This window comes from Brevundimonas sp. Leaf168, from assembly GCF_001423685.1.
Lineage (GTDB): Bacteria > Pseudomonadota > Alphaproteobacteria > Caulobacterales > Caulobacteraceae > Brevundimonas > Brevundimonas vesicularis_C.
Window position 1 is genome coordinate 637,091 of sequence record NZ_LMOY01000001.1, and the last position, 22,136, is coordinate 659,226.

General features: G+C 64.7%; 35 protein-coding genes. 32 read left to right on the forward strand and 3 right to left on the reverse strand.

The genetic code is table 11. From position 1 onward, the window contains the following. Positions 1 to 19: 19 nt before the first annotated feature. Positions 20 to 907, forward strand: coding sequence for a DUF2807 domain-containing protein (locus tag ASF81_RS03110; protein ID WP_055804608.1), 888 nt, complete (start codon positions 20 to 22; stop codon positions 905 to 907). Positions 908 to 1,024: 117 nt separating this feature from the next. Here ASF81_RS03110 and ASF81_RS03115 read toward each other — a convergent pair whose 3' ends face one another. Beyond that, positions 1,025 to 1,780: a porin gene (locus tag ASF81_RS03115; RefSeq protein ID WP_055804611.1), complete on the reverse strand. Its 756-nt coding sequence runs from the start codon at positions 1,778 to 1,780 to the stop codon at positions 1,025 to 1,027. Positions 1,781 to 2,369: 589 nt separating this feature from the next. Between ASF81_RS03115 and rpsJ the strand changes: the two genes are divergently transcribed. The 30 genes from rpsJ (at position 2,370) to ASF81_RS03265 (ending at position 19,025) form a co-directional block, all read left to right on the forward strand. Next, positions 2,370 to 2,675: a 30S ribosomal protein S10 gene (gene rpsJ / locus ASF81_RS03120; protein ID WP_003164367.1), complete on the forward strand. Its 306-nt coding sequence runs from the start codon at positions 2,370 to 2,372 to the stop codon at positions 2,673 to 2,675. A 21-nt stretch (positions 2,676 to 2,696) separates the two neighbouring features. Continuing rightward, positions 2,697 to 3,446, forward strand: coding sequence for a 50S ribosomal protein L3 (gene rplC / locus ASF81_RS03125; protein WP_039248546.1), 750 nt, complete (start codon positions 2,697 to 2,699; stop codon positions 3,444 to 3,446). Continuing rightward, positions 3,446 to 4,084 (forward strand): 50S ribosomal protein L4, encoded by a 639-nt coding sequence (rplD, locus tag ASF81_RS03130; RefSeq protein WP_055804613.1) that lies wholly within the window; start codon positions 3,446 to 3,448, stop codon positions 4,082 to 4,084. Before rplC ends, rplD begins: the two co-directional genes overlap by 1 nt. After that, complete coding sequence (locus ASF81_RS03135) at positions 4,084 to 4,386, forward strand: 50S ribosomal protein L23 (protein ID WP_008260292.1); 303 nt, start codon at positions 4,084 to 4,086, stop codon at positions 4,384 to 4,386. Before rplD ends, ASF81_RS03135 begins: the two co-directional genes overlap by 1 nt. A gap of 4 nt (positions 4,387 to 4,390) precedes the next feature. Continuing rightward, a complete protein-coding gene (gene rplB, locus ASF81_RS03140) occupies positions 4,391 to 5,227 on the forward strand; it encodes a 50S ribosomal protein L2 (RefSeq protein ID WP_055753391.1) in 837 nt (278 codons plus the stop codon). Positions 5,228 to 5,229: 2 nt separating this feature from the next. Next, positions 5,230 to 5,508, forward strand: coding sequence for a 30S ribosomal protein S19 (gene rpsS / locus ASF81_RS03145; protein WP_017506055.1), 279 nt, complete (start codon positions 5,230 to 5,232; stop codon positions 5,506 to 5,508). 3 nt (positions 5,509 to 5,511) lie between these two features. Then, positions 5,512 to 5,892, forward strand: a complete 381-nt coding sequence (gene rplV, locus ASF81_RS03150) for a 50S ribosomal protein L22 (protein ID WP_017506054.1) — start codon at positions 5,512 to 5,514, stop codon at positions 5,890 to 5,892. After that, positions 5,892 to 6,647, forward strand: coding sequence for a 30S ribosomal protein S3 (gene rpsC / locus ASF81_RS03155; protein ID WP_017506053.1), 756 nt, complete (start codon positions 5,892 to 5,894; stop codon positions 6,645 to 6,647). Before rplV ends, rpsC begins: the two co-directional genes overlap by 1 nt. Before the next feature lie 3 nt (positions 6,648 to 6,650). Further along, positions 6,651 to 7,091: a 50S ribosomal protein L16 gene (rplP, locus tag ASF81_RS03160; RefSeq protein ID WP_017506052.1), complete on the forward strand. Its 441-nt coding sequence runs from the start codon at positions 6,651 to 6,653 to the stop codon at positions 7,089 to 7,091. After that, on the forward strand, positions 7,091 to 7,288 hold the full coding sequence (gene rpmC, locus ASF81_RS03165; RefSeq protein ID WP_008263673.1) for a 50S ribosomal protein L29: 198 nt from the start codon (positions 7,091 to 7,093) through the stop codon (positions 7,286 to 7,288). Before rplP ends, rpmC begins: the two co-directional genes overlap by 1 nt. 10 nt (positions 7,289 to 7,298) lie before the next feature. Further along, positions 7,299 to 7,541, forward strand: coding sequence for a 30S ribosomal protein S17 (gene rpsQ, locus ASF81_RS03170; RefSeq protein ID WP_017506051.1), 243 nt, complete (start codon positions 7,299 to 7,301; stop codon positions 7,539 to 7,541). 18 nt (positions 7,542 to 7,559) lie between these two features. Then, complete coding sequence (gene rplN, locus ASF81_RS03175) at positions 7,560 to 7,928, forward strand: 50S ribosomal protein L14 (protein WP_003164378.1); 369 nt, start codon at positions 7,560 to 7,562, stop codon at positions 7,926 to 7,928. 1 nt (position 7,929) lies between these two features. Further along, positions 7,930 to 8,238 (forward strand): 50S ribosomal protein L24, encoded by a 309-nt coding sequence (gene rplX / locus ASF81_RS03180; protein WP_039248554.1) that lies wholly within the window; start codon positions 7,930 to 7,932, stop codon positions 8,236 to 8,238. Next, complete coding sequence (gene rplE / locus ASF81_RS03185) at positions 8,238 to 8,798, forward strand: 50S ribosomal protein L5 (RefSeq protein WP_017506049.1); 561 nt, start codon at positions 8,238 to 8,240, stop codon at positions 8,796 to 8,798. Before rplX ends, rplE begins: the two co-directional genes overlap by 1 nt. Before the next feature lie 19 nt (positions 8,799 to 8,817). Continuing rightward, positions 8,818 to 9,123, forward strand: coding sequence for a 30S ribosomal protein S14 (gene rpsN, locus ASF81_RS03190; protein ID WP_055753393.1), 306 nt, complete (start codon positions 8,818 to 8,820; stop codon positions 9,121 to 9,123). A gap of 15 nt (positions 9,124 to 9,138) precedes the next feature. Continuing rightward, positions 9,139 to 9,537, forward strand: coding sequence for a 30S ribosomal protein S8 (rpsH, locus tag ASF81_RS03195; protein ID WP_008262310.1), 399 nt, complete (start codon positions 9,139 to 9,141; stop codon positions 9,535 to 9,537). 1 nt (position 9,538) lies between these two features. Beyond that, positions 9,539 to 10,072: a 50S ribosomal protein L6 gene (gene rplF, locus ASF81_RS03200; protein ID WP_055753394.1), complete on the forward strand. Its 534-nt coding sequence runs from the start codon at positions 9,539 to 9,541 to the stop codon at positions 10,070 to 10,072. A gap of 3 nt (positions 10,073 to 10,075) precedes the next feature. Further along, positions 10,076 to 10,432: a 50S ribosomal protein L18 gene (rplR, locus tag ASF81_RS03205; protein WP_008259637.1), complete on the forward strand. Its 357-nt coding sequence runs from the start codon at positions 10,076 to 10,078 to the stop codon at positions 10,430 to 10,432. A gap of 12 nt (positions 10,433 to 10,444) precedes the next feature. Beyond that, positions 10,445 to 11,053 (forward strand): 30S ribosomal protein S5, encoded by a 609-nt coding sequence (gene rpsE, locus ASF81_RS03210; RefSeq protein WP_055753395.1) that lies wholly within the window; start codon positions 10,445 to 10,447, stop codon positions 11,051 to 11,053. A 3-nt stretch (positions 11,054 to 11,056) separates the two neighbouring features. Continuing rightward, positions 11,057 to 11,245, forward strand: a complete 189-nt coding sequence (rpmD, locus tag ASF81_RS03215; protein WP_055753396.1) for a 50S ribosomal protein L30 — start codon at positions 11,057 to 11,059, stop codon at positions 11,243 to 11,245. Positions 11,246 to 11,386: 141 nt separating this feature from the next. Further along, entirely contained in the window at positions 11,387 to 11,980 is a 594-nt protein-coding gene (rplO, locus tag ASF81_RS03220) for a 50S ribosomal protein L15 (protein ID WP_055804617.1), read from the forward strand. 128 nt (positions 11,981 to 12,108) lie between these two features. After that, positions 12,109 to 13,488 carry a preprotein translocase subunit SecY gene (secY, locus tag ASF81_RS03225; protein WP_017506043.1) on the forward strand — a complete coding sequence of 460 codons (1,380 nt, stop codon included), beginning with the start codon at positions 12,109 to 12,111 and terminating at the stop codon, positions 13,486 to 13,488. Positions 13,489 to 13,525: 37 nt separating this feature from the next. Next, positions 13,526 to 14,086: an adenylate kinase gene (locus ASF81_RS03230; protein WP_055804620.1), complete on the forward strand. Its 561-nt coding sequence runs from the start codon at positions 13,526 to 13,528 to the stop codon at positions 14,084 to 14,086. 27 nt (positions 14,087 to 14,113) lie between these two features. Next, complete coding sequence (locus ASF81_RS03235; RefSeq protein WP_055804623.1) at positions 14,114 to 14,845, forward strand: energy transducer TonB; 732 nt, start codon at positions 14,114 to 14,116, stop codon at positions 14,843 to 14,845. Between the two features lie 138 nt (positions 14,846 to 14,983). After that, entirely contained in the window at positions 14,984 to 15,352 is a 369-nt protein-coding gene (gene rpsM / locus ASF81_RS03240) for a 30S ribosomal protein S13 (RefSeq protein ID WP_026108555.1), read from the forward strand. A 9-nt stretch (positions 15,353 to 15,361) separates the two neighbouring features. Next, entirely contained in the window at positions 15,362 to 15,751 is a 390-nt protein-coding gene (gene rpsK / locus ASF81_RS03245; RefSeq protein ID WP_013268944.1) for a 30S ribosomal protein S11, read from the forward strand. A 93-nt stretch (positions 15,752 to 15,844) separates the two neighbouring features. Beyond that, positions 15,845 to 16,864, forward strand: coding sequence for a DNA-directed RNA polymerase subunit alpha (locus tag ASF81_RS03250; protein ID WP_017506040.1), 1,020 nt, complete (start codon positions 15,845 to 15,847; stop codon positions 16,862 to 16,864). Between the two features lie 104 nt (positions 16,865 to 16,968). Continuing rightward, positions 16,969 to 17,388 carry a 50S ribosomal protein L17 gene (gene rplQ / locus ASF81_RS03255; RefSeq protein ID WP_055804627.1) on the forward strand — a complete coding sequence of 140 codons (420 nt, stop codon included), beginning with the start codon at positions 16,969 to 16,971 and terminating at the stop codon, positions 17,386 to 17,388. An 89-nt stretch (positions 17,389 to 17,477) separates the two neighbouring features. Then, positions 17,478 to 17,936 carry a GNAT family N-acetyltransferase gene (locus ASF81_RS03260; RefSeq protein ID WP_055804630.1) on the forward strand — a complete coding sequence of 153 codons (459 nt, stop codon included), beginning with the start codon at positions 17,478 to 17,480 and terminating at the stop codon, positions 17,934 to 17,936. 189 nt (positions 17,937 to 18,125) lie between these two features. Beyond that, positions 18,126 to 19,025, forward strand: coding sequence for a LysR substrate-binding domain-containing protein (locus ASF81_RS03265; protein ID WP_055804632.1), 900 nt, complete (start codon positions 18,126 to 18,128; stop codon positions 19,023 to 19,025). On the opposite strand, the gene ASF81_RS03270 is transcribed toward ASF81_RS03265, so the two are convergent. Further along, a complete protein-coding gene (locus ASF81_RS03270; protein ID WP_055804636.1) occupies positions 19,015 to 19,872 on the reverse strand; it encodes an ABC transporter permease subunit in 858 nt (285 codons plus the stop codon). The genes ASF81_RS03265 and ASF81_RS03270 overlap by 11 nt on opposite strands. After that, the gene (locus ASF81_RS03275) at positions 19,862 to 20,773 is read right to left on the reverse strand and encodes an ABC transporter ATP-binding protein (RefSeq protein ID WP_055804638.1); all 912 of its coding nucleotides are present in this window, start codon (positions 20,771 to 20,773) and stop codon (positions 19,862 to 19,864) included. Before ASF81_RS03275 ends, ASF81_RS03270 begins: the two co-directional genes overlap by 11 nt. A 99-nt stretch (positions 20,774 to 20,872) precedes the next feature. On the opposite strand from ASF81_RS03275, the gene ASF81_RS03280 reads away from it, so the two are divergent. Further along, positions 20,873 to 22,117 (forward strand): ectonucleotide pyrophosphatase/phosphodiesterase, encoded by a 1,245-nt coding sequence (locus tag ASF81_RS03280; RefSeq protein WP_055804642.1) that lies wholly within the window; start codon positions 20,873 to 20,875, stop codon positions 22,115 to 22,117. The last annotated feature ends 19 nt before the right edge of the window (positions 22,118 to 22,136 follow it).

A 22,136-nucleotide genomic window follows, 5' to 3' on the forward strand; every position in this document is an offset into this window, starting at 1 on the left:
CGGGAAGGGAACACCGCTCATGAAAACCGCACTGATCGCCGCCGCCGCCGTCGCCACCCTGACCGGGTTCGTCGCCGCGCCCGCTTCGGCCGCCGAGGTCGAGATCCGCAACGCCGTCGCCCGCGTGGTGGTCATCGTCGAGGATCGTCAGGATATCGGCGTCGAGGTCACGCAAGGCCAGACGCGTCTGCCGGCCATCCAGGTTCGCCGCGACGGCAATGACGTCAAGATCGACGGCGGCCTGCGCCGTAACGGCATGTGGGGCGGCAACAGCGCCATTCGCGGCTGCAACTCCGGCCGCAGCGATGCGAGCCAGCCCGGGCAGGGCGCGACGGTCGAGGTGCGCGACCTGGGCCGCATCCGTCTGGAAGACGCGCCTTTGATCGTAGTGCGCACGCCGCGCGTCGTGGATGTCAGCGCCAGCGGCGCGGTCTTCGGCTCGGTCGGACGCGGCGCGCGATCGGTCGAGTTGGACAATGGCGGCTGCGGCAACTGGAACGTGGCCAATGTGGACGGCGATGTGGAGCTGGGCCTTGGCGGATCAGGCGCGATCCGCACGGGCACGTCTCGATCGCTGAACGCCAGCGTCGGCGGGTCTGGCTCCATCTCGGCCGGAGCAACCGGAACCCTGAAGGCGGCCGTCGGTGGATCGGGCAATGTCGAGGTGGCCAGCGCCGGCGGACGCAGCGAACTGTCCATCGGCGGCTCGGGCGGTGTGAATGTGCGGCAGGGCCGAATGGACAAGCTGTCGGTCGCCATCGGCGGCTCGGGCGATGTCCGCTACGGCGGCGCCACGCGCGACCTGGACGTGGCGATCGCCGGATCGGGCAGCGTCCGCGTCGCCTCGGCCACGGGATCGGTCTCTCGCTCCGTCGTCGGATCGGGAACCTTGCAGATCGGGCAGTAAGACCCGAGCGACGAGAAGGCCCCCGGTCGTGGAACCCCGGGGGTCTTTTCCGGCCAAACAAAAAGCCCCGGCGGATTGCTCCGCCGGGGCTCTTCGCATGGATCAGGTCCGAGACGCTTAGAAGACGCTCAGGACGCTGGAGATGGCCGAGACGCCCAGGTTGGCGCCGGCGCGGTCACGCGCTTGCAGACCGCCGCCGAACGAATAGCGCAGGCCGACCGACCAAGTGTCGACGTCCAGCGAATCGATGTCGGCGCGGGTGTAGGCGGCGCCCAGCGAGAACGGGGTGTTCTCGAACTCGTATTCGGCGCCCACGCCGTAGGTCCAGGCGTCGGTGTCGCCGCCCGAGAAGTCGACGTTGTTGTAGGCGATGCCCGCGTTCAGGCGCAGGTTCGGCATGACGTAGAAGACGGCGTCGGCGCCGACGGTCCAGATGTCGGCGTCCACGTTGTCAGCGGTCGTGTAGGCGACTTGGCCGGTCAGGGTGGCGTTCGACAGGTACTTCTGCGCTTCTGCGCCGACGGTCCAGATCGGCTCATTGCCGCTGCCGATGCCGTTGGCGGCGACGAAGGCGCCGGCGCGAACGTCGGAGGACCACATCTTGGTCAGGTGAGCGGCGGCGGCGCCGGTGACGTCTTCTTCGCCAAAGGCCTTGGTGTAGTCGATCGCGCCGTTCAGGGTCACGGTCCAGTCCTGGGCCGGCAGGGCGACCGAGCCGTCAACGGTCCAGACGTCGGCGTCGACGTCGTCGCCAGCGACTTCGATGGACGGGTTGGAATAGGTCACGCCGATCGAACCGATGGCGTCTTGAGCGAAGGCCGGGGCGGCGAACAGGGCGGCGGCGGCGGCCGTGGCGAGGAGGATCGTCTTCATTTTTCTTTTGTCCTTAGCAGTCTGCACCCGGATGGGGGTCCGGGGAGGGGCGCTGCTATCAGGCTAAAACGAAGCGGAGCAATAAACCGACGTTCGATTGGCTTGGGATCGCAAGGTTGTTGCGCAACAGCCACGCGTTGCGGCGAGAATGTGTCACGACTTGGCGATCTGTGGGGCAAGTCGTTAAGCGCGCGCCGCAGTCGCGCTCATCCACTATAAAGAGGGTGTGCAACGCGCCGACGTCGCCGCCGAATGTGTCGTCGCGCCGTGCGCAGCCCTCGGGAAAGACCACGTCGAAATACTGTCTCAGCCCGGGTTTGCGCGCTTGACGAAATCAGAATCGATAGGCATAAGCCACCACTCTTGTTGGACCGGCTGTGCAGTTCGCTGCAAACGCGGTTCGCAAGAACGACCTAAGTCACTGTTCTTTGCAGCTTCTTGGGATATCAACGGCCTTCGCGGGCGACTGCGTGGGCCGATCGTTTTTGCGGATTTGCGTTCCCTGAGGGCTTTTTGCCCGAAGGCCTTCGGTCTTTGAAATGGTTCACAGGGACGCGGTCCTCCGACCGCATTGGAAGTAAGCACCGATATGGATCAAAGCATCCGCATCAGGCTCAAGGCCTTTGATCACCGCGTCCTCGATTTTTCGACGCGCGAGATCGTTAATACCGCCAAGCGCACCGGCGCGACCGTTCGCGGTCCGATTCCGCTGCCGACCCTGATCGAGAAGTTCACCGTGAACCGCTCTCCGCACGTCGATAAGAAGTCGCGTGAGCAGTTTGAAATCCGCACGCACAAACGCGTGCTCGACATCGTCGACCCCACCCCGCAGACCGTGGACGCGCTCATGAAGCTCGACCTGTCCGCCGGCGTGGACGTCGAGATCAAGATTTAAAGTAGAAAGAGGCGGGATCCGATGCGCACGGGCGTGATCGCCAAGAAGCTGGGCATGACCCGCGTGTTCGCCGATGACGGCGCGCACGTACCGGTCACTGTGCTGCAGCTCGACGGCTGCCAAGTCGTCGGCCAACGTACCCAGGAGCGTGACGGCTACGTCGCTCTCCAGCTGGGCGCTGGCACGAAGAAGGCTAAGAACACCAACAAGGCTCAACGCGAGACCTTCGCCAAGGCGGAAGTCGAACCGAAAGCCTATGTGACCGAGTTCCGCGTCGATGCGGACGGTCTGCTGGACGTGGGCGCCGAACTGTCGGCCGAACACTTCCTGGTGGGCCAGAAGGTCGACATCCAGGGCGAGACCATCGGTAAGGGTTTCGCCGGCGCCATGAAGCGCTGGAACTTCGGCGGCCTTCGCGCCACCCACGGCGTTTCGGTCTCGCACCGTTCGCACGGTTCGACGGGTAACCGTCAGGACCCGGGTCGCACGTTCCCCGGCAAGAAGATGGCCGGCCACTACGGCGCCGAGACCGTCACCACCCAGAACCTGACCGTCGTCCGCGTGGACGCCGAGCGTGGCCTGATCCTGATCAAGGGCGCTGTCCCCGGTCACGACGGCAGCTACGTCAAGGTTCGCGACGCCATCAAGAAGGCTCGCCCGGCCGACGCTCCGTTCCCCGGCGCGCTGAAGTCGAGCAAGTCTGCTGCTCAACCCGCCTCGACCCCGGCTGAAGAAGCCCCTGTCGAAGCGACCGAAGGCGGTGAAGCGTAATGAAACTCTCTGTCATCCAACTCGACGGCAAGGCTGCTGGCGACGTGGAACTGTCGGACGCCGTCTTCGGCATCTCCGACATCCGCGGCGACATCCTGGCCCGCACCGTCAACTGGCAACTGGCCAAGCGCCGCGCCGGTACGCACAAGGTTCAGACCCGCAACGAGAACTCTCGTACGGGTAAGAAGATGTACAAGCAAAAGGGCACCGGCGGCGCTCGTCACGGTTCGCGCCGTGCACCGCAGTTCGTCGGCGGTTCGCGCGCCTTCGGCCCGATCGTTCGCGATCACGGCTTCTCGCTGCCGAAGAAGATCCGCGCGCTGGCTCTGCGTCACGCCCTGTCCTCCAAGGCCAAGTCGGGCGACCTGATCGTGGTCGACACCGTCTCGGTCAAGGAAGCCAAGACCGCTTCGCTGCGCGAAACGCTCGGCAAGCTGGGCTGGACCAAGGCGCTCATCATCGCGGGTCCCGAAGTCGATGCGAACTTCGGCCTGGCCGCACGCAACATCCCGCACATCGACGTGCTGCCGAACGCCGGCCTGAACGTCTATGACATCCTGCGGGCTGACAAGCTGGTGCTGACGAAGGCCGCCATCGAGGCCATCGAAGCCCGCTTCAGCGATAAGGAAGCCGCGTAATGGCCGCTCAACCTACCGCCAAGCACTACGACACCATCCTGGCCCCGGTGATCACCGAAAAGGCCACGATCCTGTCCGAGCAGAACAAGGTCGTCTTCCGCGTCGCCGACACGGCGACCAAGGACGAGATCGCCGCTGCGGTCGAAAGCCTGTTCAAAGTCAACGTCCTGAAGGTCAACACCCTGGTTCAAAAGGGCAAGACCAAGCGCTTCCGGGGTATCCTGGGTCGCCGGGTCGACATCAAAAAAGCGATCGTGACGCTGGCTGACGGCCAGTCGATCGACGTCACCACGGGGCTCTGATCAGATGGCCTTGAAACATTACAATCCGACCTCGCCGGGCCGTCGCGCCCTCGTGCTGGTTGACCGTTCGGAACTCCACAAGGGCCGTCCGGAAAAGTCGCTGACCGAAGGCCTGACCAAGTCGGGCGGACGCGGGCAGGGCGGTCGCATCGCGGTCCGCTTCCGTGGCGGCGGCGCCAAGACCCTGTACCGCAAGATCGACTTCAAGCGTCGCAAGTGGGACATGGTCGGCACGGTCGAGCGTCTGGAATACGATCCGAACCGCACGGCCTTCATCGCTCTCGTGACCTACGAGGACGGCGAGAAGACCTACATCATCGCGCCGCAACGCCTTAAGGCGGGCGACACGATCGTCGCGGGCGAAAAGACCGACGTGAAGCCGGGCAACGCCATGCCGCTCCGTTCGATGCCGGTGGGTACGATCATCCACAACATCGAAATGAAGCCGGGCAAGGGCGCCCAGCTGGCCCGTTCGGCCGGCGCCTACGCCCAGCTGGTCGGTCGCGATCAGGGCTACGCCCAGATCCGTCTCGGCTCGGGCGAACTGCGCATGGTCCTGGACGGCTGCATCGCCACGGTGGGCGCGGTGTCGAATCCCGATCACATGAACCAGAACCTGGGCAAGGCTGGTCGCAAGCGTCACATGGGCTGGCGTCCGCACGTTCGCGGCGTCGCCATGAACCCGATCGACCACCCGCATGGTGGTGGTGAAGGCCGGACCTCTGGTGGTCGTACCCCCGTCACGCCGTGGGGCAAGGACACCAAGGGCACTCGTACCCGCAAGAACAAGGCTACGGACAAGTATATCATCCGTACCCGCCACGTTAAGAAGGCTCGCTAAGAATGGCCCGCTCCTCCTGGAAAGGCCCGTTTGTCGACGGGTATCTGCTCAAGAAGGCCGACGCCGTTCAATCGTCGGGCCGCAAGGACGTGATCAAGACCTGGTCGCGCCGCTCCACCATCCTGCCGCAGTTCGTCGGTCTGACGTTCGGCGTCCATAACGGTCAGAAGCACGTGCCCGTGTCGGTCTCGGAAGAGATGGTCGGCATGAAGCTCGGCGAGTTTGCCCCGACCCGGAACTTCCCGGGTCACGCGGCGGACAAGAAGGCCAAAAGGAAGTAACTGATGGCCCAGACAAAAAACGAGCGTCGGGTCGCCCCGACCGAGGCCCGCGCCAAGCTGGTCAACGTGCGTATCAGCCCGCAAAAGCTGAACCTGGTCGCCGCTTCGATCCGCGGCATGCCGGTCCAGAAGGCGCTGAACGAGCTGGAATTCAGCCGTAAGCGCATCGCTGGCGACGTCCGCAAGGTCCTGTATTCGGCGATCTCGAACGCCGAGAACAACCACAACCTCGACATCGACAATCTCGTCGTCGCCGAGGCCTTCGTGGGCAAGAACCTGGTGATGAAGCGTTTCGCGAGCCGTGCTCGCGGTCGTTCGTCGCGCATCCTGAAACCGTTCAGCGAGATCACCATCGTGGTCCGTGAAGCCGGCGAGGCCGCCTGATGGGACAGAAAATCAATCCGGTCGGTCTGCGCCTCGGCGTGAACCGCACGTGGGACAGCCGCTGGTTCGCCGCCGGCGCCGACTACTCCCGCCTGCTGCACCAGGACCTGAAGCTGCGCGAGTGGCTGCGGGAACGCCTGGCCGCCGCCGGCGTGTCGCGCATCATCATCGAGCGCCCGCACAAGAAGTGCCGCATCACCATCTACGCCGCCCGTCCGGGCGTCGTGATCGGCAAGAAGGGCGCTGACATCGAGAAGCTCCGCAAGGACATCTCGGCGCGCACCGAGGGTGAAGTTCACCTGAACATCATCGAAGTCCGCAAGCCGGAAACCGATGCGCAGCTGATCGCCGAGAACATCGCGCAGCAGCTGGAGCGCCGCGTGGCTTTCCGTCGCGCCATGAAGCGTTCGATGCAGTCGGCCATGCGCCTGGGCGCCAAGGGTATTCGTATGAATGTCTCGGGTCGTCTGGGCGGCGCGGAAATCGCTCGTATGGAATGGTACCGCGAAGGTCGCGTGCCGCTTCACACGCTGCGCGCCGACATCGACTATGGTTTCTATGAAGCCAAGACGACCTACGGCATCATCGGCGTGAAGGTCTGGGTCTTTAAGGGTGAAGTGCTGGAGCACGATCCCATGGCGCAGGACAAGCGTTGGGCCCAGGAAGCGTCGGGTCCGTCCTCGAACGAAGGCCGCGAACGCGGCGGCCCCCGTGGCGACCGCGGTCCGCGTCGCGACCGGGGACGTGAGAACTAAGTCATGTTGCAACCGAAGAAGACCAAATACCGCAAGGCCTTCAAGGGCCGGATCCATGGCTCGGCCAAGGGCGGTTTCTCGCTGAACTTCGGGTCGTATGGCCTGAAGACGCTGGAGCCGGAACGCATCACCGCGCGTCAGATCGAAGCGGCTCGCCGCGCGATCACTCGCCAGATGAAGCGTCAGGGCCGCGTCTGGATCCGCGTCTTCCCCGACCTGCCCGTCACGGGCAAGCCGGCCGAAGTCCGGATGGGTAAGGGCAAGGGCGCCGTGGACCACTGGGCCGCGCGTTGCCACCCAGGCCGTATCCTGTTTGAAATCGACGGCGTGCCGGACGATGTCGCCCGCGAAGCACTCCGTCTCGGCGCCGCCAAGCTGCCGGTCCGCACCAAGGTCGTGACCCGTATCGACGCCGGCGTCGCGCATGTGGAGGCTGCCGCCTAATGACCAAGATCGCCGATCTGCGGTCGCAAACGACCGACCAACTGTCCGACGAGCTGCTGAAGCTCAAGAAGGAACAGTTCAACCTGCGCTTCCAGGCGGCCACCGGCCAAATGGAAAAGACTCACCGCGTTGGTGAAGTCCGCAAAGACATCGCTCGCATCTCGACGCTTCTGCGCGAGAAGCGTGCGGCCTCGTAAGGAAACGAATATGCCCAAGCGAATTCTTGAAGGCGTGGTCGTGTCCGACAAGGGCGAGAAGACTGTCGTTGTGAAGGTGGAGCGCACCCTGCTTCACCCGCTTCTGAAGAAGACCGTCCGGTCGTCCAAGAAGTACCACGCGCACGACGAAGCCAACGCGCTCAAGGTCGGCGACATCGCTCGCATCGTCGAGTGCGCCCCCAAGTCCAAACTGAAGCGCTGGGAAGTCCTTTCCAACGCCTCCGCCTCGTAATCAGAAGGATCTGATCTTATGATCCAGATGCAAACTAACCTGGAAGTGGCCGATAATTCGGGCGCCCGCCGGGTCATGTGCATCAAGGTGTTGGGCGGCTCCAAGCGCCGCTACGCCTCGATCGGCGACACAATCGTCGCCTCCGTGAAGGAAGCCATCCCGCGCGGCCGTGTGAAGAAGGGCGACGTCGTTCGCGCCATCGTCGTGCGCACCGCCAAGGACATCCAACGCAAGGACGGCTCGGTCATCCGCTTTGACAAGTCGGCCGCCGTCATCGTCAACAAGCAGAACGAGCCTGTCGGCACGCGGATCTTCGGCCCGGTTCCTCGCGAACTGCGCGCCAAGAACCACATGAAGATCATCTCGCTGGCTCCGGAGGTCCTGTAACATGGCCGCCAAGATCAAGAAGGGCGACCGCGTCGTCGTCCTCACCGGCAAGGACAAAGGCCGCACGGGTAACGTGCTGAAAGTCCTGCCCACCGAAAACCGCGTCCTCGTCGAAGGCGTCAACATGGTTCAGCGCCACACGCGCCCGAGCCAGGCTGACCCGCAGGGCGGCATCAAGAACAAGGAAGCCTCGCTTCACCTGTCGAACGTCGCGATCGCCGACGCCAACGGCAAGGCGACCCGCGTCGGCTTCAAGATCGATGGGGACAAGAAGGTCCGCATCGCCAAGACGACGGGAGACGTCATCTGATGGCTACCGAAAAGTACACTCCGCGCCTCAAGGACGAGTATCACGCTCGCATCCGCCAGGTGATGAAAGAAAAGTTCGGCTACACGAACGAAATGCAGGTGCCCAAGCTGGACAAGATCGTCCTGAACATGGGCATCGGCGAAGCCGTCGCAGACTCCAAGAAGGCGAACACCGCCCTCAAGGATCTGACCGCCATCGCCGGTCAGAAGGCCGTCGCCACCAAGGCCCGTAACTCCATCGCCGGCTTCAAGCTGCGCGAAGGCATGGTCATCGGCGGCAAGGTCACCCTGCGTGGCGACCAGATGTACGAGTTCCTGGACCGGTTCATCACGATCGCGCTGCCGCGCGTGAAGGATTTCCGTGGTCTGAAGGGCACGTCCTTCGATGGTCGCGGCAACTACGCCACGGGTCTGAAGGAGCACATCGTGTTCCCGGAGATCAACTACGACCAGATCGATCAGATGTGGGGCATGGACATTGTCGTCTGCACCACGGCCAAGACCGATGAGGAAGCCAAGGCTCTCCTCACCGAGTTCAAGTTCCCGTTCGTGAAGAACTGAGCGGGAAGGGAAGAGCACAATGGCTAAGAAAAGCGCCGTAAACCGCAATGAAGCCGTCAAGGCCCTGGTTGCGAAGTATGCCGCGAAGCGGGCCGCCCTCAAGGCGACCGCCAACGACGAAAACCTGCCGCTGGAGGAGCGCTTCGACGCGCGCCTGAAGCTGGCCGAACTGCCGCGCAACTCTGCGCCGAGCCGCATTCGCAACCGCTGCGAAGTGACGGGTCGTCCGCGGGCGTTCTACCGCAAGCTCAAGATGAGCCGGATTGCGCTGCGTGAACTGGGCAACCTGGGCCAGATTCCCGGCCTGACGAAGTCCAGCTGGTAAGGGGAGCGAACAGACATGATGATCAACGATCCCCTGAGCGACATGATCGCTCGCATCAAGAACGCGGCGACCCGCAAGCGTTCCAAGGTGCTGACCCCGGCCTCGCGTCTGCGCCAGCGCGTCCTCGACGTGCTGCAGGACGAAGGCTACATCCGCGGCTACAACCTGGTTCAGAACCCGGGTGAGTTTCCGCAGTTCGAGATCGAGCTCAAGTACTTTGACGGTCAGCCCGTCATCGCTGAGATCGCGCGCGTGTCCAAGCCGGGCCGCCGCGTCTATTCGGCGATCGGCGATCTGAAGCCCGTCAAGAACGGCCTCGGCATCTCGATCCTCTCGACTTCGAAGGGCGTCATGTCCGACGCTTCCGCCCGCGACGCTAACGTCGGCGGCGAAGTCCTCTGCAGGGTCTACTGATATGTCCCGTATTGGCAAGAAAACCATCGCCGTGCCGAAGGGCGTGACTGTCACGCTCGACGGCCAGAACGTCACCGTCAAGGGACCCAAGGGCGAGAGCGCCTGGACCGTCGCCGACGAGATCGAAGTCAAGCAGGAAGGCGACGAACTGTCGCTGACGCCGCGTTCGGACACGCCTCGCGCTCGCGCGATGTGGGGTCTGTCGCGCACCCTGGTCGACAACATGGTCGTCGGCGTCACCACGGGCTTCGAAAAGTCGCTGGAGCTGGTCGGCGTGGGTTACCGCGCCGCGATGAAGGGCGACGCCCTTTCGCTGCAACTCGGCTTCTCGCACGAAGTCGATATCGCTCCGCCGGCCGGCGTCAGCTTCGCTGTGCCGAAGCAGACCGAGATCAAGATCTCGGGCGCTGACAAGCAAGCCGTCGGTCAGATCGCCTCGGTCATCCGCAAGCTGCGTCCGCCGGAGCCCTACAAGGGCAAGGGCGTCCGTTACGCGGGCGAGAAGGTCCGTCGCAAGGAAGGCAAGAAGAAGTAAGTCATGGCTCTTTCTCTTCGACAACAAGCCAAGCGTCGCTCGGAGCGCACGCGTCGCCGCCTGAAGGCTGTCGCCAACGGTCGTCTGCGTCTGTCGGTCTACCGTTCGGACAAGAACATCTCGGCCCAGATCATCGACGACGCCCAAGGCGTGACCGTCGTGGCTGCCTCGTCGCTGGAAGGCGGCAAGGGCAAGCGCGGTTCGGACACGGCTGCGGCCGCCGCGATCGGCAAGCTGATCGCCGAACGCGCCATCGAGAAGGGCGTCAAGGACGTCGTCTTCGACCGTGGCGAGTACATCTATCATGGACGGGTGAAGGCGCTGGCGGAAGCCGCGCGTGAAGCCGGCCTGAACTTCTAAGGGACGCGACAGATGGCGCAACAACCCCAACGCGGCGGCGGCGGCAACGATCGCAACCGTCGTGACAACCGCAACGGTCCCGCTGCTGATGGGCCGGATTCCGACATCGTCGAGAAGCTGGTGCACATCAACCGCGTCGCCGCCACCGTCAAAGGCGGCCGTCGCTTCAGCTTCGCAGCTCTGATGGTCGTCGGCGACGGCAAGGGTCGCGTCGGCTTCGGTCACGGCAAGGCGCGCGAAGTGCCGGAAGCCATCCGCAAGGCGACCGAAGAAGCCAAGAAGACGATGATCCGCGTTCCGCTGCGCGAGAACCGCACGCTGCACCACGACGGCAACGGCCGTTGGGGCGCCGGCAAGATCATGATGCGCGCCGCCCCTCCCGGGACCGGCGTCATCGCGGGCGGTCCGATGCGCGCCGTGCTCGAAACCCTCGGCGTCCAGGACGTCGTGGGCAAGTCGACCGGTTCGTCGAACCCCTACAACATGATCCGCGCGACGTTCGAAGCGCTGAAGGTCCAGTCCTCGCCCCGTCAAGTCGCGTCCAAGCGCGGCAAGAAGGTCGCGGATCTGATGGGCCGCCGCAACGACGGCGCCTCGGCGCCCGAAGCCGTGGAGTCCTAAGTCATGGCTGAGAAGAAAACGCTCACCGTCAAGCAGACCGGTTCGCCGATCCGCCGTAAGAACGACCAGCGCGCCACCTTGGTGGGCCTGGGCCTGAACCGCTTGGGTCGTGAATCGACCCTGGAAGACACGCCTTCGGTTCGCGGGATGATCGCCAAGGTCGCCCACCTGACCGAGATCGTCGAAAAGTAAGCCGTTTCGCCCTCTCCCGAACCCGGGGGAGGGCGTTTCTGCACTTGCGAATATCCAGAGGGTCGCCTATCAGCGGCCCTTCATTTTTCCAAGCCGAGTCCGGACGATGTCCGGGCGCTAGCACCCGAAAGGATCAGGCACATGAAACTGAACGAAATCCGCGACAACGAAGGCGCCCACAAGAAGCGCATGCGCGTCGGCCGTGGCCCCGGTTCGGGCAAGGGCAAGACCGCTGGCCGTGGCGTCAAGGGTCAGAAGTCGCGTTCGGGCGTCGCCATCGGCGGCTTCGAAGGCGGCCAAATGCCGCTGTACATGCGTATGCCCAAGCGCGGCTTCAACAACGCCAATGCTCTGAAGCTGGCTGAAGTGAACCTGTGGCGCCTGCAAGACGCCGTAGACGCCGGCAAGCTGGACGCCAAGTCCGAACTGAAGGGCGACGCCCTGGTCGCCGCCGGCGTGATCCGTCGCGTAAAGGACGGCGTGCGTCTGCTGGGCACCGGCGAACTGAAGCAAGCGCTGAACCTGGTCGTTTGGTCGGCCACCGCCGGCGCCAAGAAGGCCATCGAGGCCGCTGGCGGCTCGGTCGTCGAGCAACGCATCGAAGCCGAAGCCAAGGCCGCCGCGCGAGTCGAGAAGCGCAACGCCGCCAAGGGCAAGGCTCCGGCTCCCAAGGCGCCGCGCGGCGACGAGAACAAAATCTCGGCCCGCACCAAGCGCACCGCCGCCAAAGCCTAAGTCACGCGTCGTCGCGGCGATTAGGTCGTGACCTGATTACATCTGCGACGACGAAAGAACGGAAGCGGCCCTCGCATGAGGGCCGCTTTCCGCCTATCTGACGACTCAATCAGTCGTGGGGACGCATAATGGCTTCGGCCGCAGAACAACTCGCCGCCAATATGAATATGGGCTCGTTCGCGAAAGCGACCGAGCTGCATAAACGCCTGCTGTTCACGCTGGGCGCGCTTCTGGTCTATCGCATCGGCACCTATGTCCCGATCCCGGGCATCAACTCGCAGGCCTTCCTGCAGTTCTTCCAGAACCCGGACGGTCAGCGCGGCATCCTGGACATGTTCAACATGTTCTCGGGCGGCGCGGTCGAGCGTATGGCCATCTTCGCTCTGAACGTGATGCCCTACATCTCGGCCTCGATCATCGTGCAGCTGATGGGCACGGTGTATCCGCCCTGGGAGAAGCTGAAGAAGGAAGGCGGCGAAAGCGGACGCAAGCAGCTGAACCAGTACACGCGTTATCTGACGGTGTTCCTGGCGCTGGCGCAGTCCTTCGGCATCGCCGCGGGCCTGAACAGCACGGCCGGCCTGGTCGACAACCCCGGCATCTTCTTCATCATCTCGACCGTCGTGACCCTGACCGGCGGCACCATGTTCCTGATGTGGTTGGGTGAGCAGGTGACGGCGCGCGGCGTCGGCAACGGCATCTCGCTGATCATCTTCGCCGGTATCGTGGCGGTCCTGCCGTCCACCATCGCCCGCCTGCTGGGCCTGGCCCAACAAGGCCAGATGTCGGCCTTCGCCCTGCTGTTCATCGCCATCCTGGCCGTGGCCACCGTGGTCTTCATCGTCTTCATGGAACGCGCCCAGCGCCGTCTTTTGATCCAGTATCCGAAGCGCCAGGAAGGCAACCGCATGGCCGGCGGCGAGCGTTCGTTCCTGCCGCTGAAGGTCAACACCGCCGGCGTGATCCCGCCGATCTTCGCCTCGTCGCTGCTGATGCTGCCGACGACGGTTGCGACCATGACGGCTAACGCCGACCTGCCCAGCTGGATGAGCTGGCTGCCGCTGGTGACGGCTCAGCTGACGCACGGCCAGCCGCTGTTCATGGCGCTGTATGCCGCCCTGATCGTCTTCTTCTGCTTCTTCTACACCTCGATCACCTTCAATCCCGAGGATACGGCCGAGAACCTGCGCAAATACGGCGGCTTCCTCCCGGGCATCCGTCCGGGCAAGCGCACGGCGGAATATCTGGACTATGTCCTGACCCGCCTGACCGTGATCGGCGCCGCCTACATCACCGCAGTCTGCCTGCTGCCGGAGTTCATCGTCAGCCAGTTCGGCAACAGCCTGTACTTTGGCGGAACGTCTATCTTGATCGTCGTCTCGGTCACCATGGACACTGTGGCCCAGATCCAGTCCCAACTGCTGGCGCACCAGTACGAAGGCCTGATCAAGAAGGCCAAGCTGCGTGGTCGCGGCGGTCGCGGCGCTCCCACGCCCGTTCGCCGCTAAGTCTTAGGTTGTCAGACGCCCAGGGGAGGGCTGAAGCATGAACTTGATCCTGTTCGGACCGCCGGCGGCGGGCAAGGGCACCCAGGCCAAGCGGCTGGTGGAAGAGAAGGGCATGGTCCAGCTCTCCACCGGCGACATGCTGCGCGCGGCCATCGCCTCGGGCTCGGAGCTGGGCCTCAAGGTCAAGGACGTGCTGGCGCGCGGCGATCTGGTCACCGACGAGATCGTCATCGCCCTGATCGAGGATCGCCTGCCGGAGGCCGAGGCCGCCGGCGGCGCCATCTTTGACGGCTTCCCCCGCACCGTGGCCCAGGCCGAGGCGCTGGACGAGATGCTGGCCAAGCGCGGTGTTCAGATCGACGCCGTCGTCCGCCTGAAGGTCGACGACGCGGCCCTGACCGAACGGATCGCCAAGCGCTTCGCCGAACAGGGCCGTCCGGACGACAATCCCGAATCCTTCAAGGTCCGGCTCGAGGCCTACAACCGCAACACCGCGCCGCTACTTCCCTACTATGAAGCCCAGGGCAAGTTGACCGAAGCCGACGGCATGGGCTCGATCGAGTCCGTCGCCAAGGCGATCGACGAGGCCCTGGCCTGATTTGCGTTTTCGGGCGTTGATCGCCTGATGACTGAGTTGGACGATCCCAAACCCCAAAAGACCCGCCTGCGTCGCTGGCGCATGGCGGGGATATTCGTCGGCGTCGCCGTCGCGGAAATCGGCTTGTTCCTGTGGCTGGGACAGGTGAGGGGGCCGGCGCCGACGCCCGTAGTCGAGCCGCCGCCGTTTGAGGTCGTGCTCTACGATCCGCCGCCGCTGATATCCAACGAACCCCCGGCACCCGAGACCGGCGGCGGCGCCCCCGCTGCGCCATCCGTCATTCACACGCCGCCGCCTCCGCCCAAGGAACGCCCGCGCGAAGTTCCCGCCCCGCCTGTCAAGGCGCCGGAGCCTGCGCCCGTCGTCGGGATCGCACCGTCGCTGTCGCCGCAACCCGGCTTCGGCCAGGGCGGGCAGGGGACAGGCAGCGGATCCGGCGTCGGCTCTGGGTCTGGCCCCGGCAGCGGCTCGACCGGACCGCGTCTGGTCACCGGCCCCACCATCGGCCAGATTCGCGCCAATCATCCGCCGGGCGCCCGCAGCCGTTACGGCCGGGTCGAACTGTCCTGCGTTATTCGCCTGGACAGCCGGCTGGACGGTTGCCGCGTCGTTCAAGAGACGCCCCCCGGTCTGGGCTTCGGCGCGGCCGGCTTGCAGGTGTCCGGCTATTTCCGCTTTCAGCCCCCGACCGAAGACGGTCGCCCCGTCGAGGGTCAGCGGGTCACCGTCGGCGTAGATTTCGGCCGCCCACCACGCTGAAGCCGCGCCGCGCGGGAGCGGATGTTGACGCCCGGTGAATCATCTGTATAAGGGCGCCTTCCCGCGAAGGGCGCCACGCTCCTGGTTTGTTAACCGGAGCGTTTGTTGCGTCTGACTAACGCGTATCTGGAGAATTTCGTGGCCCGTATTGCTGGCGTCAACATCCCGACCAACAAGCGCGTAGAGATCGCGCTTCAGTATATCCATGGCATCGGCCCCGCCGCCGCCAAGGACATCACCGAGAAGGTGGGCATCGAGCCCGCTCGCCGGGTGAACCAGCTGACGGACGCCGAAGTCCTGTCGATCCGCGAAACGATCGACAAGGATCACACCGTCGAGGGCGACCTGCGCCGCGAGACGTCGATGAACATCAAGCGTCTGATGGATCTGGCCTGCTATCGCGGTCTGCGTCACCGTAAGGGCCTGCCGGTCCGCGGTCAGCGCACCCACACGAACGCCCGCACCCGCAAGGGTCCCGCCAAGCCGATCGCCGGCAAGAAGAAGTAAGACAGACACATGGCCAAGGAACCGGGTCGCGTAAAGAAGCGCGAGCGCAAGAACATCACCTCGGGCGTCGCCCACGTGAATGCTTCGTTCAACAACACCATGATCACGATCACCGATGCCCAGGGCAACGCGATCTCGTGGTCTTCGGCGGGTCACATGGGCTTCAAGGGTTCGCGTAAGTCGACCCCTTACGCCGCTCAGATGGCTGCGGAAGACGCTGGCAAGAAGGCCCAGGAACACGGCGTGAAGACGCTGGAAGTGAACGTCTCGGGACCGGGCTCCGGCCGTGAATCGGCCCTGCGCGCGCTGCAGTCGGTCGGTCTGACGATCACGACCATCCGCGACGTCACGCCGATGCCGCACAATGGTTGCCGTCCGCCCAAGCGTCGTCGCGTCTAAGCGATAGCGTTCTAAGGCACCCCCAATCTCCGTCCGCTCCACCATGGCCTCGTCGACAAGGCCGGAGCAGGCGAAACCCGTTCGAGGGACAAAATGATCGAAAGAAACTGGCAAGAGCTGATCCGTCCCGAGAAGCCGCAGATCGAGATCGGTTCCGACGCCCAGCGCAAGGCGCGCCTGGTGGCCGAACCCCTCGAGCGTGGCTTCGGCGTGACGCTCGGCAACGCGCTCCGTCGCGTTCTGCTGTCCTCGCTGCAAGGCGCGGCCGTCACGGCCATCCAGATCGACGGCGTCGTTCATGAATTCTCGTCGCTGGAAGGCGTTCGCGAAGACGTGGTCGACATCGTCCTGAACATCAAGCAACTGGCGCTGCGTATGCACGCCGAAGGCCCCAAGCGCATGACCCTGCGCGCCACGGGCCCCGGTCCGGTGACGGCCGGCCAGATCGACGTGCCGGCGGACATCGAGGTTCTGAACCCCGACCACGTCATCTGCACGCTGGACGACGGCGCATCGGTGCGCATGGAACTGACCGTCCAGAACGGCAAGGGCTACGTCGCCGCCGAGCTGAACCGTCCGGAAGATGCGCCGATCGGCCTGATCGCCGTCGACGCCCTGTATTCGCCGGTCAAGAAGGTGGCTTACCGCGTCGAGCCGACCCGTCAGGGTCAGTCGCTGGACTACGATAAGCTGTTGCTGGAAGTCGAAACCAACGGTGCGGTCACGCCGGTTGACGCCGTGGCTTACGCCGCGCGCATCCTGCAGGACCAGCTCCAGATCTTCATCACCTTCGAAGAGCCCAAGAAGGCTGTCGAGCAGTCGGACGGCAAGCCCGACCTGCCCTTCAACCCGGCGCTGTTGAAAAAGGTGGACGAGCTGGAACTGTCGGTTCGTTCGGCCAACTGCCTGAAGAACGACAACATCGTCTACATCGGCGACCTGATCCAGAAGACCGAGGGCGAAATGCTTCGCACCCCGAACTTCGGCCGCAAGTCGTTGAACGAGATCAAGGAAGTTCTCACGACGATGGGCCTCAGCCTCGGCATGGACGTGCCGAACTGGCCGCCCGAAAACATCGAAGATCTGGCCAAGAAGTTCGACGACCAGATCTAAGTTCAACCCTCCGCCCGTCTCCTTCGGGAGAATGTCGGGGCGGTTAGAAGATTACGGTTCCAGGTCCGATTGAGGATACCGGTTCCGGAGTAGGAGAGACCCAGATGCGCCACGGCGCCGCCCATCGTAAACTCGGTCGCACGAGCAGCCACCGCACCGCCATGTTCGCCAACATGGCCGCCTCGCTGATCAAGCACGAGCAGATCACCACGACCCTGCCCAAGGCGAAGGAACTGCGTCCCTTCGTCGAGAAGCTGGTCACCCTCGCCAAGAAGGGCGACCTGCACGCGCGTCGTCAGGCCATCAGCCAGGTCCGGGACGTGCCGCAAGTCGGCAAGCTGTTCGAAACGCTTGGCCCGCGCTACAGCGAGCGTAACGGCGGCTATATCCGCATCATGAAGGCCGGCTTCCGCCACGGCGACAACGCCCCGATGGCCGTCATCGAGTTCGTCGATCGCGACGTCGAAGCCAAGGGTAAGGACTCCGGTCCGGTCTTGGCCTTCGAAGGCAACGACGAAGACTAAGATTTGGTCGTTTGACCAAACGCCGGAAGGGCGGTCGGAGCGATCCGACCGCCCTTTTGCTTTGCGTGGAAACCGGACATGAGGGGTGAATGACTGGCGCCATCGTCGATTTCCGTTTCGATCACGCCGCCGCCTGGGCGCAGTTGAACACCGCCTGGCTAGTCGAGGGCGGCTTCACCATCGAAGCCAAGGATCGGCTGGCTATCGATGATCCGCAGGGCGTGTTCCTGGACAAGGGCGGGCGCATCTTCATCGCTGAGAAGGATGGTGAGGCCATGGGCTGTTGCGCCATGGTCCCGACCGACGACGGGGTGGAGGTCTGCAAGATGACGGTCACGCCCGCCGCGCGCGGCCTGGGGCTGGCGCGACGCCTGCTGGACGCCTGCGAAGCGGCGGCGCGGGAAATGGGCGCCGCCCGGCTCTATCTGGAAACCAATAGCGCCCTCAAGCCCGCGATCGCTCTGTATGAAGGCGCCGGCTTCCTGCATCTGCCGCCACGGCCCACGCCCTATGCGCGCGCGGACGTCTTCATGGAGAAACGGCTTTAGCCGTCCCAGAACGCGGCGATCGCCATGCTCCATATGAGCAGAATGCATAGGCCGTAGGCGATCTGATCCTGAAGCGAGCGGCGTGGTGGTTCGGGCGGTGGGTTCGGAAGCGGCATCGTCAAGCTTGAAGCCGATAGGCGACGACGGCGAAATCGATTAAGCGGGTGGAGGTCTGTGAGGGGAGGTCACATGTCGGGTCGCGCGCCGCCGCCGCTGAATGCGCTGCGAACCTTCGAGGTGTTCGCTCGGCACGGCAGCATGACCCGTGCATCAGCCGAGTTGTGTGTCACCCACGGGGCGGTCAGCCGTCAGATCGCGGCGCTGCAGGCCTCACTGGGCGTGGCTCTGGTGACCGGGCCACGCCATGCGCTGACGCTGACCGAGACTGGGGCAAAGCTGGCCGAGGGCCTGACGCCAGCGTTTAGCGCGATCATGGATGCGGTCGAGGCCGCGCGGCAGGGCGCGGTGCGGGAGATCGAGATTTCCTGTCTGGGCACCTTCGCCTTGAAATGGCTGATCCCGCGCTTGCCGTCATTTCTGGAAGTGCATCCTGACGTGCGCGTTAGGCTGTCGGAATCTTATGCGCCGGTCGATTATCGGCGCGATCGTTTCGACGGCGCCATCCGTATCGTGGAGCCGGATCAGCTTCATGCGCGAACCGAAGCGACGCGCTTCTTGGCTCAACATCAGGGACCGGTCGGATCGCCATCCATGATGGCTCAGCTGCCAACGATGGAAGCCTTAACTGGCGCGCCGCGGCTGCATTCGGCGACCTTCCGTCGGGCGTGGTCGGTTTGGGCTGAACTGGCCGGCGTGACCCTGCCGCCGGCGGCGATGGAGCGAGAATTCGCGCATAATCATTCGCTGGTGGAGGCGGCGATCGCTGGATTGGGCGTTGGTATCGCGCCTTGGGCCTTCGTGGCGCCAGACGTGATGGCCGGCCGGTTGGCCGCGCCGTTCGGTTTCGTCGAGCGGCCGTCCCGGTTTGTCTTTCTGCGGCCGGAAGGCCGCAAGGACGCGGCGGTGGACGCCTTCCGCGACTGGCTGGTTGCGGAAGGCGCGCGCAGTCCGTCGCCGCCTATTCCTTAGACAAATCCTGGCGGTTGAACCAGACGATGGAGGCGGCGAAGGGGACGCCAATCCAGAGGGCCAGGCTGAGGACACCTTTGAGTACGGCATGGTCTGGCAGTTGCGCCGCCGATGCGCCGCCCTCGATGGCGGCTTTGAGCAGGTCGGTGGCCATGCCCGGCGACAGCAGCGGCAGAAGCCAGCCGTCCGGCGTCACGCCCGCCGGCAGCAGCAGTTGGGGCAGGAAGAACTGGGCCACGCCGATCACCAGCGGCGCAAACAGGGCCGCCAGCAACGAGCGCGTCACCACGGCCGCCAGGAGGCCGAGCATGGTGAACTGCAGAATGCGCGCCCAGGAGGTCAGGGTTAGAAGCCCGAAGTCCGCCGCCGCTGCGCCGTTCATTGAGAAGGTGAGGGGGCGGCCGAACACCGCCGCCTGGATTACACTGGCGATCATGTCGGAGATCAGGGCGGCGATGGTCGCCAGCACGATCACCAGACCCACGACCGCGACCTTGCCGGTCAGCAGATTCGGTCGGGTGTTGCGCGCGCTGATTAGCCGCCAGGTCTCCCAGCGATAGTCGCCGGCATAGATGGTAGCTGCACCGATCAGGACGAACATCAGGATAGCCGGATTGGCGAAGTCGCCCGCGCTCTTGACCAGGGCCATCCCCAGATCGAGCGGGCCGCCCTTCATCATGTCGGGCGGCAGCTTGCCGGCCAGTTTCGCCTCATTGGCCTTGGCGACCACGAAGCCCAGGGTGGCCAGGATTACGCCCATGATCGGGATGAACAGCACGCTCCAGAACAGGGCGGTGCGGTTCTTGGACAGGCGGTAGGTTTCGGAACGGATCGCGTCAGCCAGCACGGTTTTGCTCCTGCACGCCGGTCCAGCCGGTTTCGCTCATGAAGACGTCTTCCAGGTCCGCGCCAATCCAACGGGCCTCTTCGATATCGACGCCGCCCTCGACCAGGGCCTTGATGGCGGTGGCGGCCTCGGCGCGAGGCACGGCGGCCACGATCACGTCGCCCTCAAGCGTCGCGCGGTCGCCCAGCACGGACATGGCCTTGGCCAGCGGCGTGACGGACAGGCGCAGACGCTCGCCCGAGGCGGTCAGGTCGGAGACGCGACCCTCGGTGATCACCTTGCCCTTGTTGAAGATGGCGACGCGGTCGCAGACGCGCTGGACCTCCTGAAGCTGGTGGCTGGCCAGGATGACCGTCACGCCGTCGTGGTCGGCCAGGCTGCGGATCAGGGCTCGCATCTCCTGAATGCCGGGCGGATCCATGCCGCTGGTCGGTTCATCCAAAATGACCAGATCCGGCTTGGTCATCAGGGCGGCGGCGACGCCAAGGCGTTGCAGCATGCCGACCGAAAAGCCCTTAACGCGCCGGTTGGCCGCCTCGGTCAGGCCGACCCGTTGCAGCCAGTTGTCGATCTCGGCCGAGGATACGCCGCCGTGGGCGCGGGCCAGCCATTCCAGCACCTGGCGGGCGGTCATGAACGGCGGAAAGCGCGGCGTCTCGATCATCGAGCCCATGCGACGCATGGAGGCCGGATCGCCGATCCGACCGCCCATCACCACAGCCTCGCCCTCAGTCGGCCGAATCAGACCCAGCAGGGTGCGAAACAGCGTCGATTTGCCCGCACCATTGGGACCCAGAATGCCGTAGACCCCGCCGCGCGGGATCGACAAGGTCAGGCCGTCCAAGGCCTTTACCGTCCCGTAGGTCTTGGTCAGTCCGCGAATGTCGATGACGGTTTCCATACGCCAAGCTTGGCGAGTGAACGCCGGTCGCACAAGCCGTCGCGTGGCTGTCGTCCATTAAGTTTAGGCAATGGTTCAGTGTCGCCTTGGAGTAAGTTCATGTCTCGTTTCGTCGCCGCCAGCCTTGCCGTGGCCGCCGCCTTCGCCGTCGCGTCCTGCGCCGGAGCCCCGCAATCCGCCCGTCCATCTCCGATTGTCGAGCAGGCCGCGCAGACGAGCCGTCCCGATCTGATCATCCTGGTGTCGATCGACGGCTTCTCGCCCGACTATCTGGGCAAGGGGCAGACGCCGGTGCTGGATGGACTGGTCGCCGGCGGCGCGTTCGGGTCGATGCGGCCGTCGTTCCCCAGCGTGACCTTCCCCAACCATTATACGCTGGTGACGGGACTGCACCCGGACCATCACGGGGTGGTCGGCAACCGGTTCGCCGACGCGCAACTGGGCGCCTTCACCATGGCCAGCAAGGAAAGCGGCTTCTGGGATCAGGGCGAGCCGATCTGGGTCACGGCCGAAAAGGCCGGCGTGCGCACCGGCACCATGTTCTGGCCGGGATCGGAGGTCGAGATCCACGGCGTAAGGCCCAGCCAGTGGGCGCCGTTCGACCAGGGAATGCCGGGCGATGCGCGCGTGGATCGTCTGCTGTCGTGGCTGGACCTGCCGTTGGATCAGCGACCGAAGCTGGAGACGCTCTATTTCGACATCGTCGATACCGCCGGTCATCGCAACGGCCCCGATTCAGCCGAGACGCGCGCCGCCGCCGCATCGGTGGACGCCTCGATGGCACGGTTGATCGAGGGGCTGAAGGCGAGGGGGCTTTATGATCGCACGATGCTGGTCGTGGTATCGGATCACGGCATGGCCGCGACCTCGCCGGAGCGGGTCGTGTGGATCGACGACATCATCGATCCGGCTGCGCTGAAGATCGGCTATGGCGGAGCGGTCCTGACCGCCGATCCGGCGCCGGGCCGCGAGGCCGAGGTGCAGCAGAATCTGGTTGGGCGCCATCCGCATATGGAATGCTGGAACAAGGCCGATGTGCCGGCGCGACTGGCCTATGGTTCCAATCCGCGCGTGGCGCAGATCGTCTGTCTGGTCGAGACAGGCTGGCTGACGGCGACGCGAGATCGGCCGGTGACGCGGGCGGGCGGCGCCCACGGTTATGACAATCAGGCGCCGGAGATGGCGGCGATCTTCATCGCCCACGGGCCGGGTGTGGTCGCCGGGCGTCGTCTGACCGATCTGGACAGCGTCGATGTGCAGCCCTTCCTGGCGCGAATGCTCGGGATCGCGGCGCCGGCCGGCGAGGGGCGGGCGCAAGACACCTTGCCCGTCACTATGCCCTGATGGGGTGATTGGCGAGCCG

Bases quoted from the DNA above. Each gene is read 5' to 3' on its own strand.
- rpmD (WP_055753396.1), top strand. From the start codon at position 11,057: ATGGCTGAGAAGAAAACGCTCACCGTCAAGCAGACCGGTTCGCCGATC.
- ASF81_RS03275 (WP_055804638.1), bottom strand. From the start codon at position 20,773: ATGGAAACCGTCATCGACATTCGCGGACTGACCAAGACCTACGGGACG.
- rpsN (WP_055753393.1), top strand. From the start codon at position 8,818: ATGGCTAAGAAAAGCGCCGTAAACCGCAATGAAGCCGTCAAGGCCCTG.
- rpsS (WP_017506055.1), top strand. From the start codon at position 5,230: ATGGCCCGCTCCTCCTGGAAAGGCCCGTTTGTCGACGGGTATCTGCTC.
- rpsC (WP_017506053.1), top strand. From the start codon at position 5,892: ATGGGACAGAAAATCAATCCGGTCGGTCTGCGCCTCGGCGTGAACCGC.
- ASF81_RS03110 (WP_055804608.1), top strand. From the start codon at position 20: ATGAAAACCGCACTGATCGCCGCCGCCGCCGTCGCCACCCTGACCGGG.
- rpsH (WP_008262310.1), top strand. From the start codon at position 9,139: ATGATGATCAACGATCCCCTGAGCGACATGATCGCTCGCATCAAGAAC.
- ASF81_RS03135 (WP_008260292.1), top strand. From the start codon at position 4,084: ATGGCCGCTCAACCTACCGCCAAGCACTACGACACCATCCTGGCCCCG.
- secY (WP_017506043.1), top strand. From the start codon at position 12,109: ATGGCTTCGGCCGCAGAACAACTCGCCGCCAATATGAATATGGGCTCG.
- rplF (WP_055753394.1), top strand. From the start codon at position 9,539: ATGTCCCGTATTGGCAAGAAAACCATCGCCGTGCCGAAGGGCGTGACT.
- rpsJ (WP_003164367.1), top strand. From the start codon at position 2,370: ATGGATCAAAGCATCCGCATCAGGCTCAAGGCCTTTGATCACCGCGTC.
- rplX (WP_039248554.1), top strand. From the start codon at position 7,930: ATGGCCGCCAAGATCAAGAAGGGCGACCGCGTCGTCGTCCTCACCGGC.
- rplN (WP_003164378.1), top strand. From the start codon at position 7,560: ATGATCCAGATGCAAACTAACCTGGAAGTGGCCGATAATTCGGGCGCC.
- ASF81_RS03230 (WP_055804620.1), top strand. From the start codon at position 13,526: ATGAACTTGATCCTGTTCGGACCGCCGGCGGCGGGCAAGGGCACCCAG.
- rplQ (WP_055804627.1), top strand. From the start codon at position 16,969: ATGCGCCACGGCGCCGCCCATCGTAAACTCGGTCGCACGAGCAGCCAC.
- ASF81_RS03235 (WP_055804623.1), top strand. From the start codon at position 14,114: ATGACTGAGTTGGACGATCCCAAACCCCAAAAGACCCGCCTGCGTCGC.
- ASF81_RS03265 (WP_055804632.1), top strand. From the start codon at position 18,126: ATGTCGGGTCGCGCGCCGCCGCCGCTGAATGCGCTGCGAACCTTCGAG.
- rpsE (WP_055753395.1), top strand. From the start codon at position 10,445: ATGGCGCAACAACCCCAACGCGGCGGCGGCGGCAACGATCGCAACCGT.
- ASF81_RS03260 (WP_055804630.1), top strand. From the start codon at position 17,478: ATGACTGGCGCCATCGTCGATTTCCGTTTCGATCACGCCGCCGCCTGG.
- rplB (WP_055753391.1), top strand. From the start codon at position 4,391: ATGGCCTTGAAACATTACAATCCGACCTCGCCGGGCCGTCGCGCCCTC.
- rpmC (WP_008263673.1), top strand. From the start codon at position 7,091: ATGACCAAGATCGCCGATCTGCGGTCGCAAACGACCGACCAACTGTCC.
- rplC (WP_039248546.1), top strand. From the start codon at position 2,697: ATGCGCACGGGCGTGATCGCCAAGAAGCTGGGCATGACCCGCGTGTTC.
- rplE (WP_017506049.1), top strand. From the start codon at position 8,238: ATGGCTACCGAAAAGTACACTCCGCGCCTCAAGGACGAGTATCACGCT.
- rplV (WP_017506054.1), top strand. From the start codon at position 5,512: ATGGCCCAGACAAAAAACGAGCGTCGGGTCGCCCCGACCGAGGCCCGC.
- ASF81_RS03115 (WP_055804611.1), bottom strand. From the start codon at position 1,780: ATGAAGACGATCCTCCTCGCCACGGCCGCCGCCGCCGCCCTGTTCGCC.
- rplD (WP_055804613.1), top strand. From the start codon at position 3,446: ATGAAACTCTCTGTCATCCAACTCGACGGCAAGGCTGCTGGCGACGTG.
- rpsQ (WP_017506051.1), top strand. From the start codon at position 7,299: ATGCCCAAGCGAATTCTTGAAGGCGTGGTCGTGTCCGACAAGGGCGAG.
- rplP (WP_017506052.1), top strand. From the start codon at position 6,651: ATGTTGCAACCGAAGAAGACCAAATACCGCAAGGCCTTCAAGGGCCGG.
- rplO (WP_055804617.1), top strand. From the start codon at position 11,387: ATGAAACTGAACGAAATCCGCGACAACGAAGGCGCCCACAAGAAGCGC.
- ASF81_RS03280 (WP_055804642.1), top strand. From the start codon at position 20,873: ATGTCTCGTTTCGTCGCCGCCAGCCTTGCCGTGGCCGCCGCCTTCGCC.
- rpsK (WP_013268944.1), top strand. From the start codon at position 15,362: ATGGCCAAGGAACCGGGTCGCGTAAAGAAGCGCGAGCGCAAGAACATC.
- ASF81_RS03250 (WP_017506040.1), top strand. From the start codon at position 15,845: ATGATCGAAAGAAACTGGCAAGAGCTGATCCGTCCCGAGAAGCCGCAG.
- rplR (WP_008259637.1), top strand. From the start codon at position 10,076: ATGGCTCTTTCTCTTCGACAACAAGCCAAGCGTCGCTCGGAGCGCACG.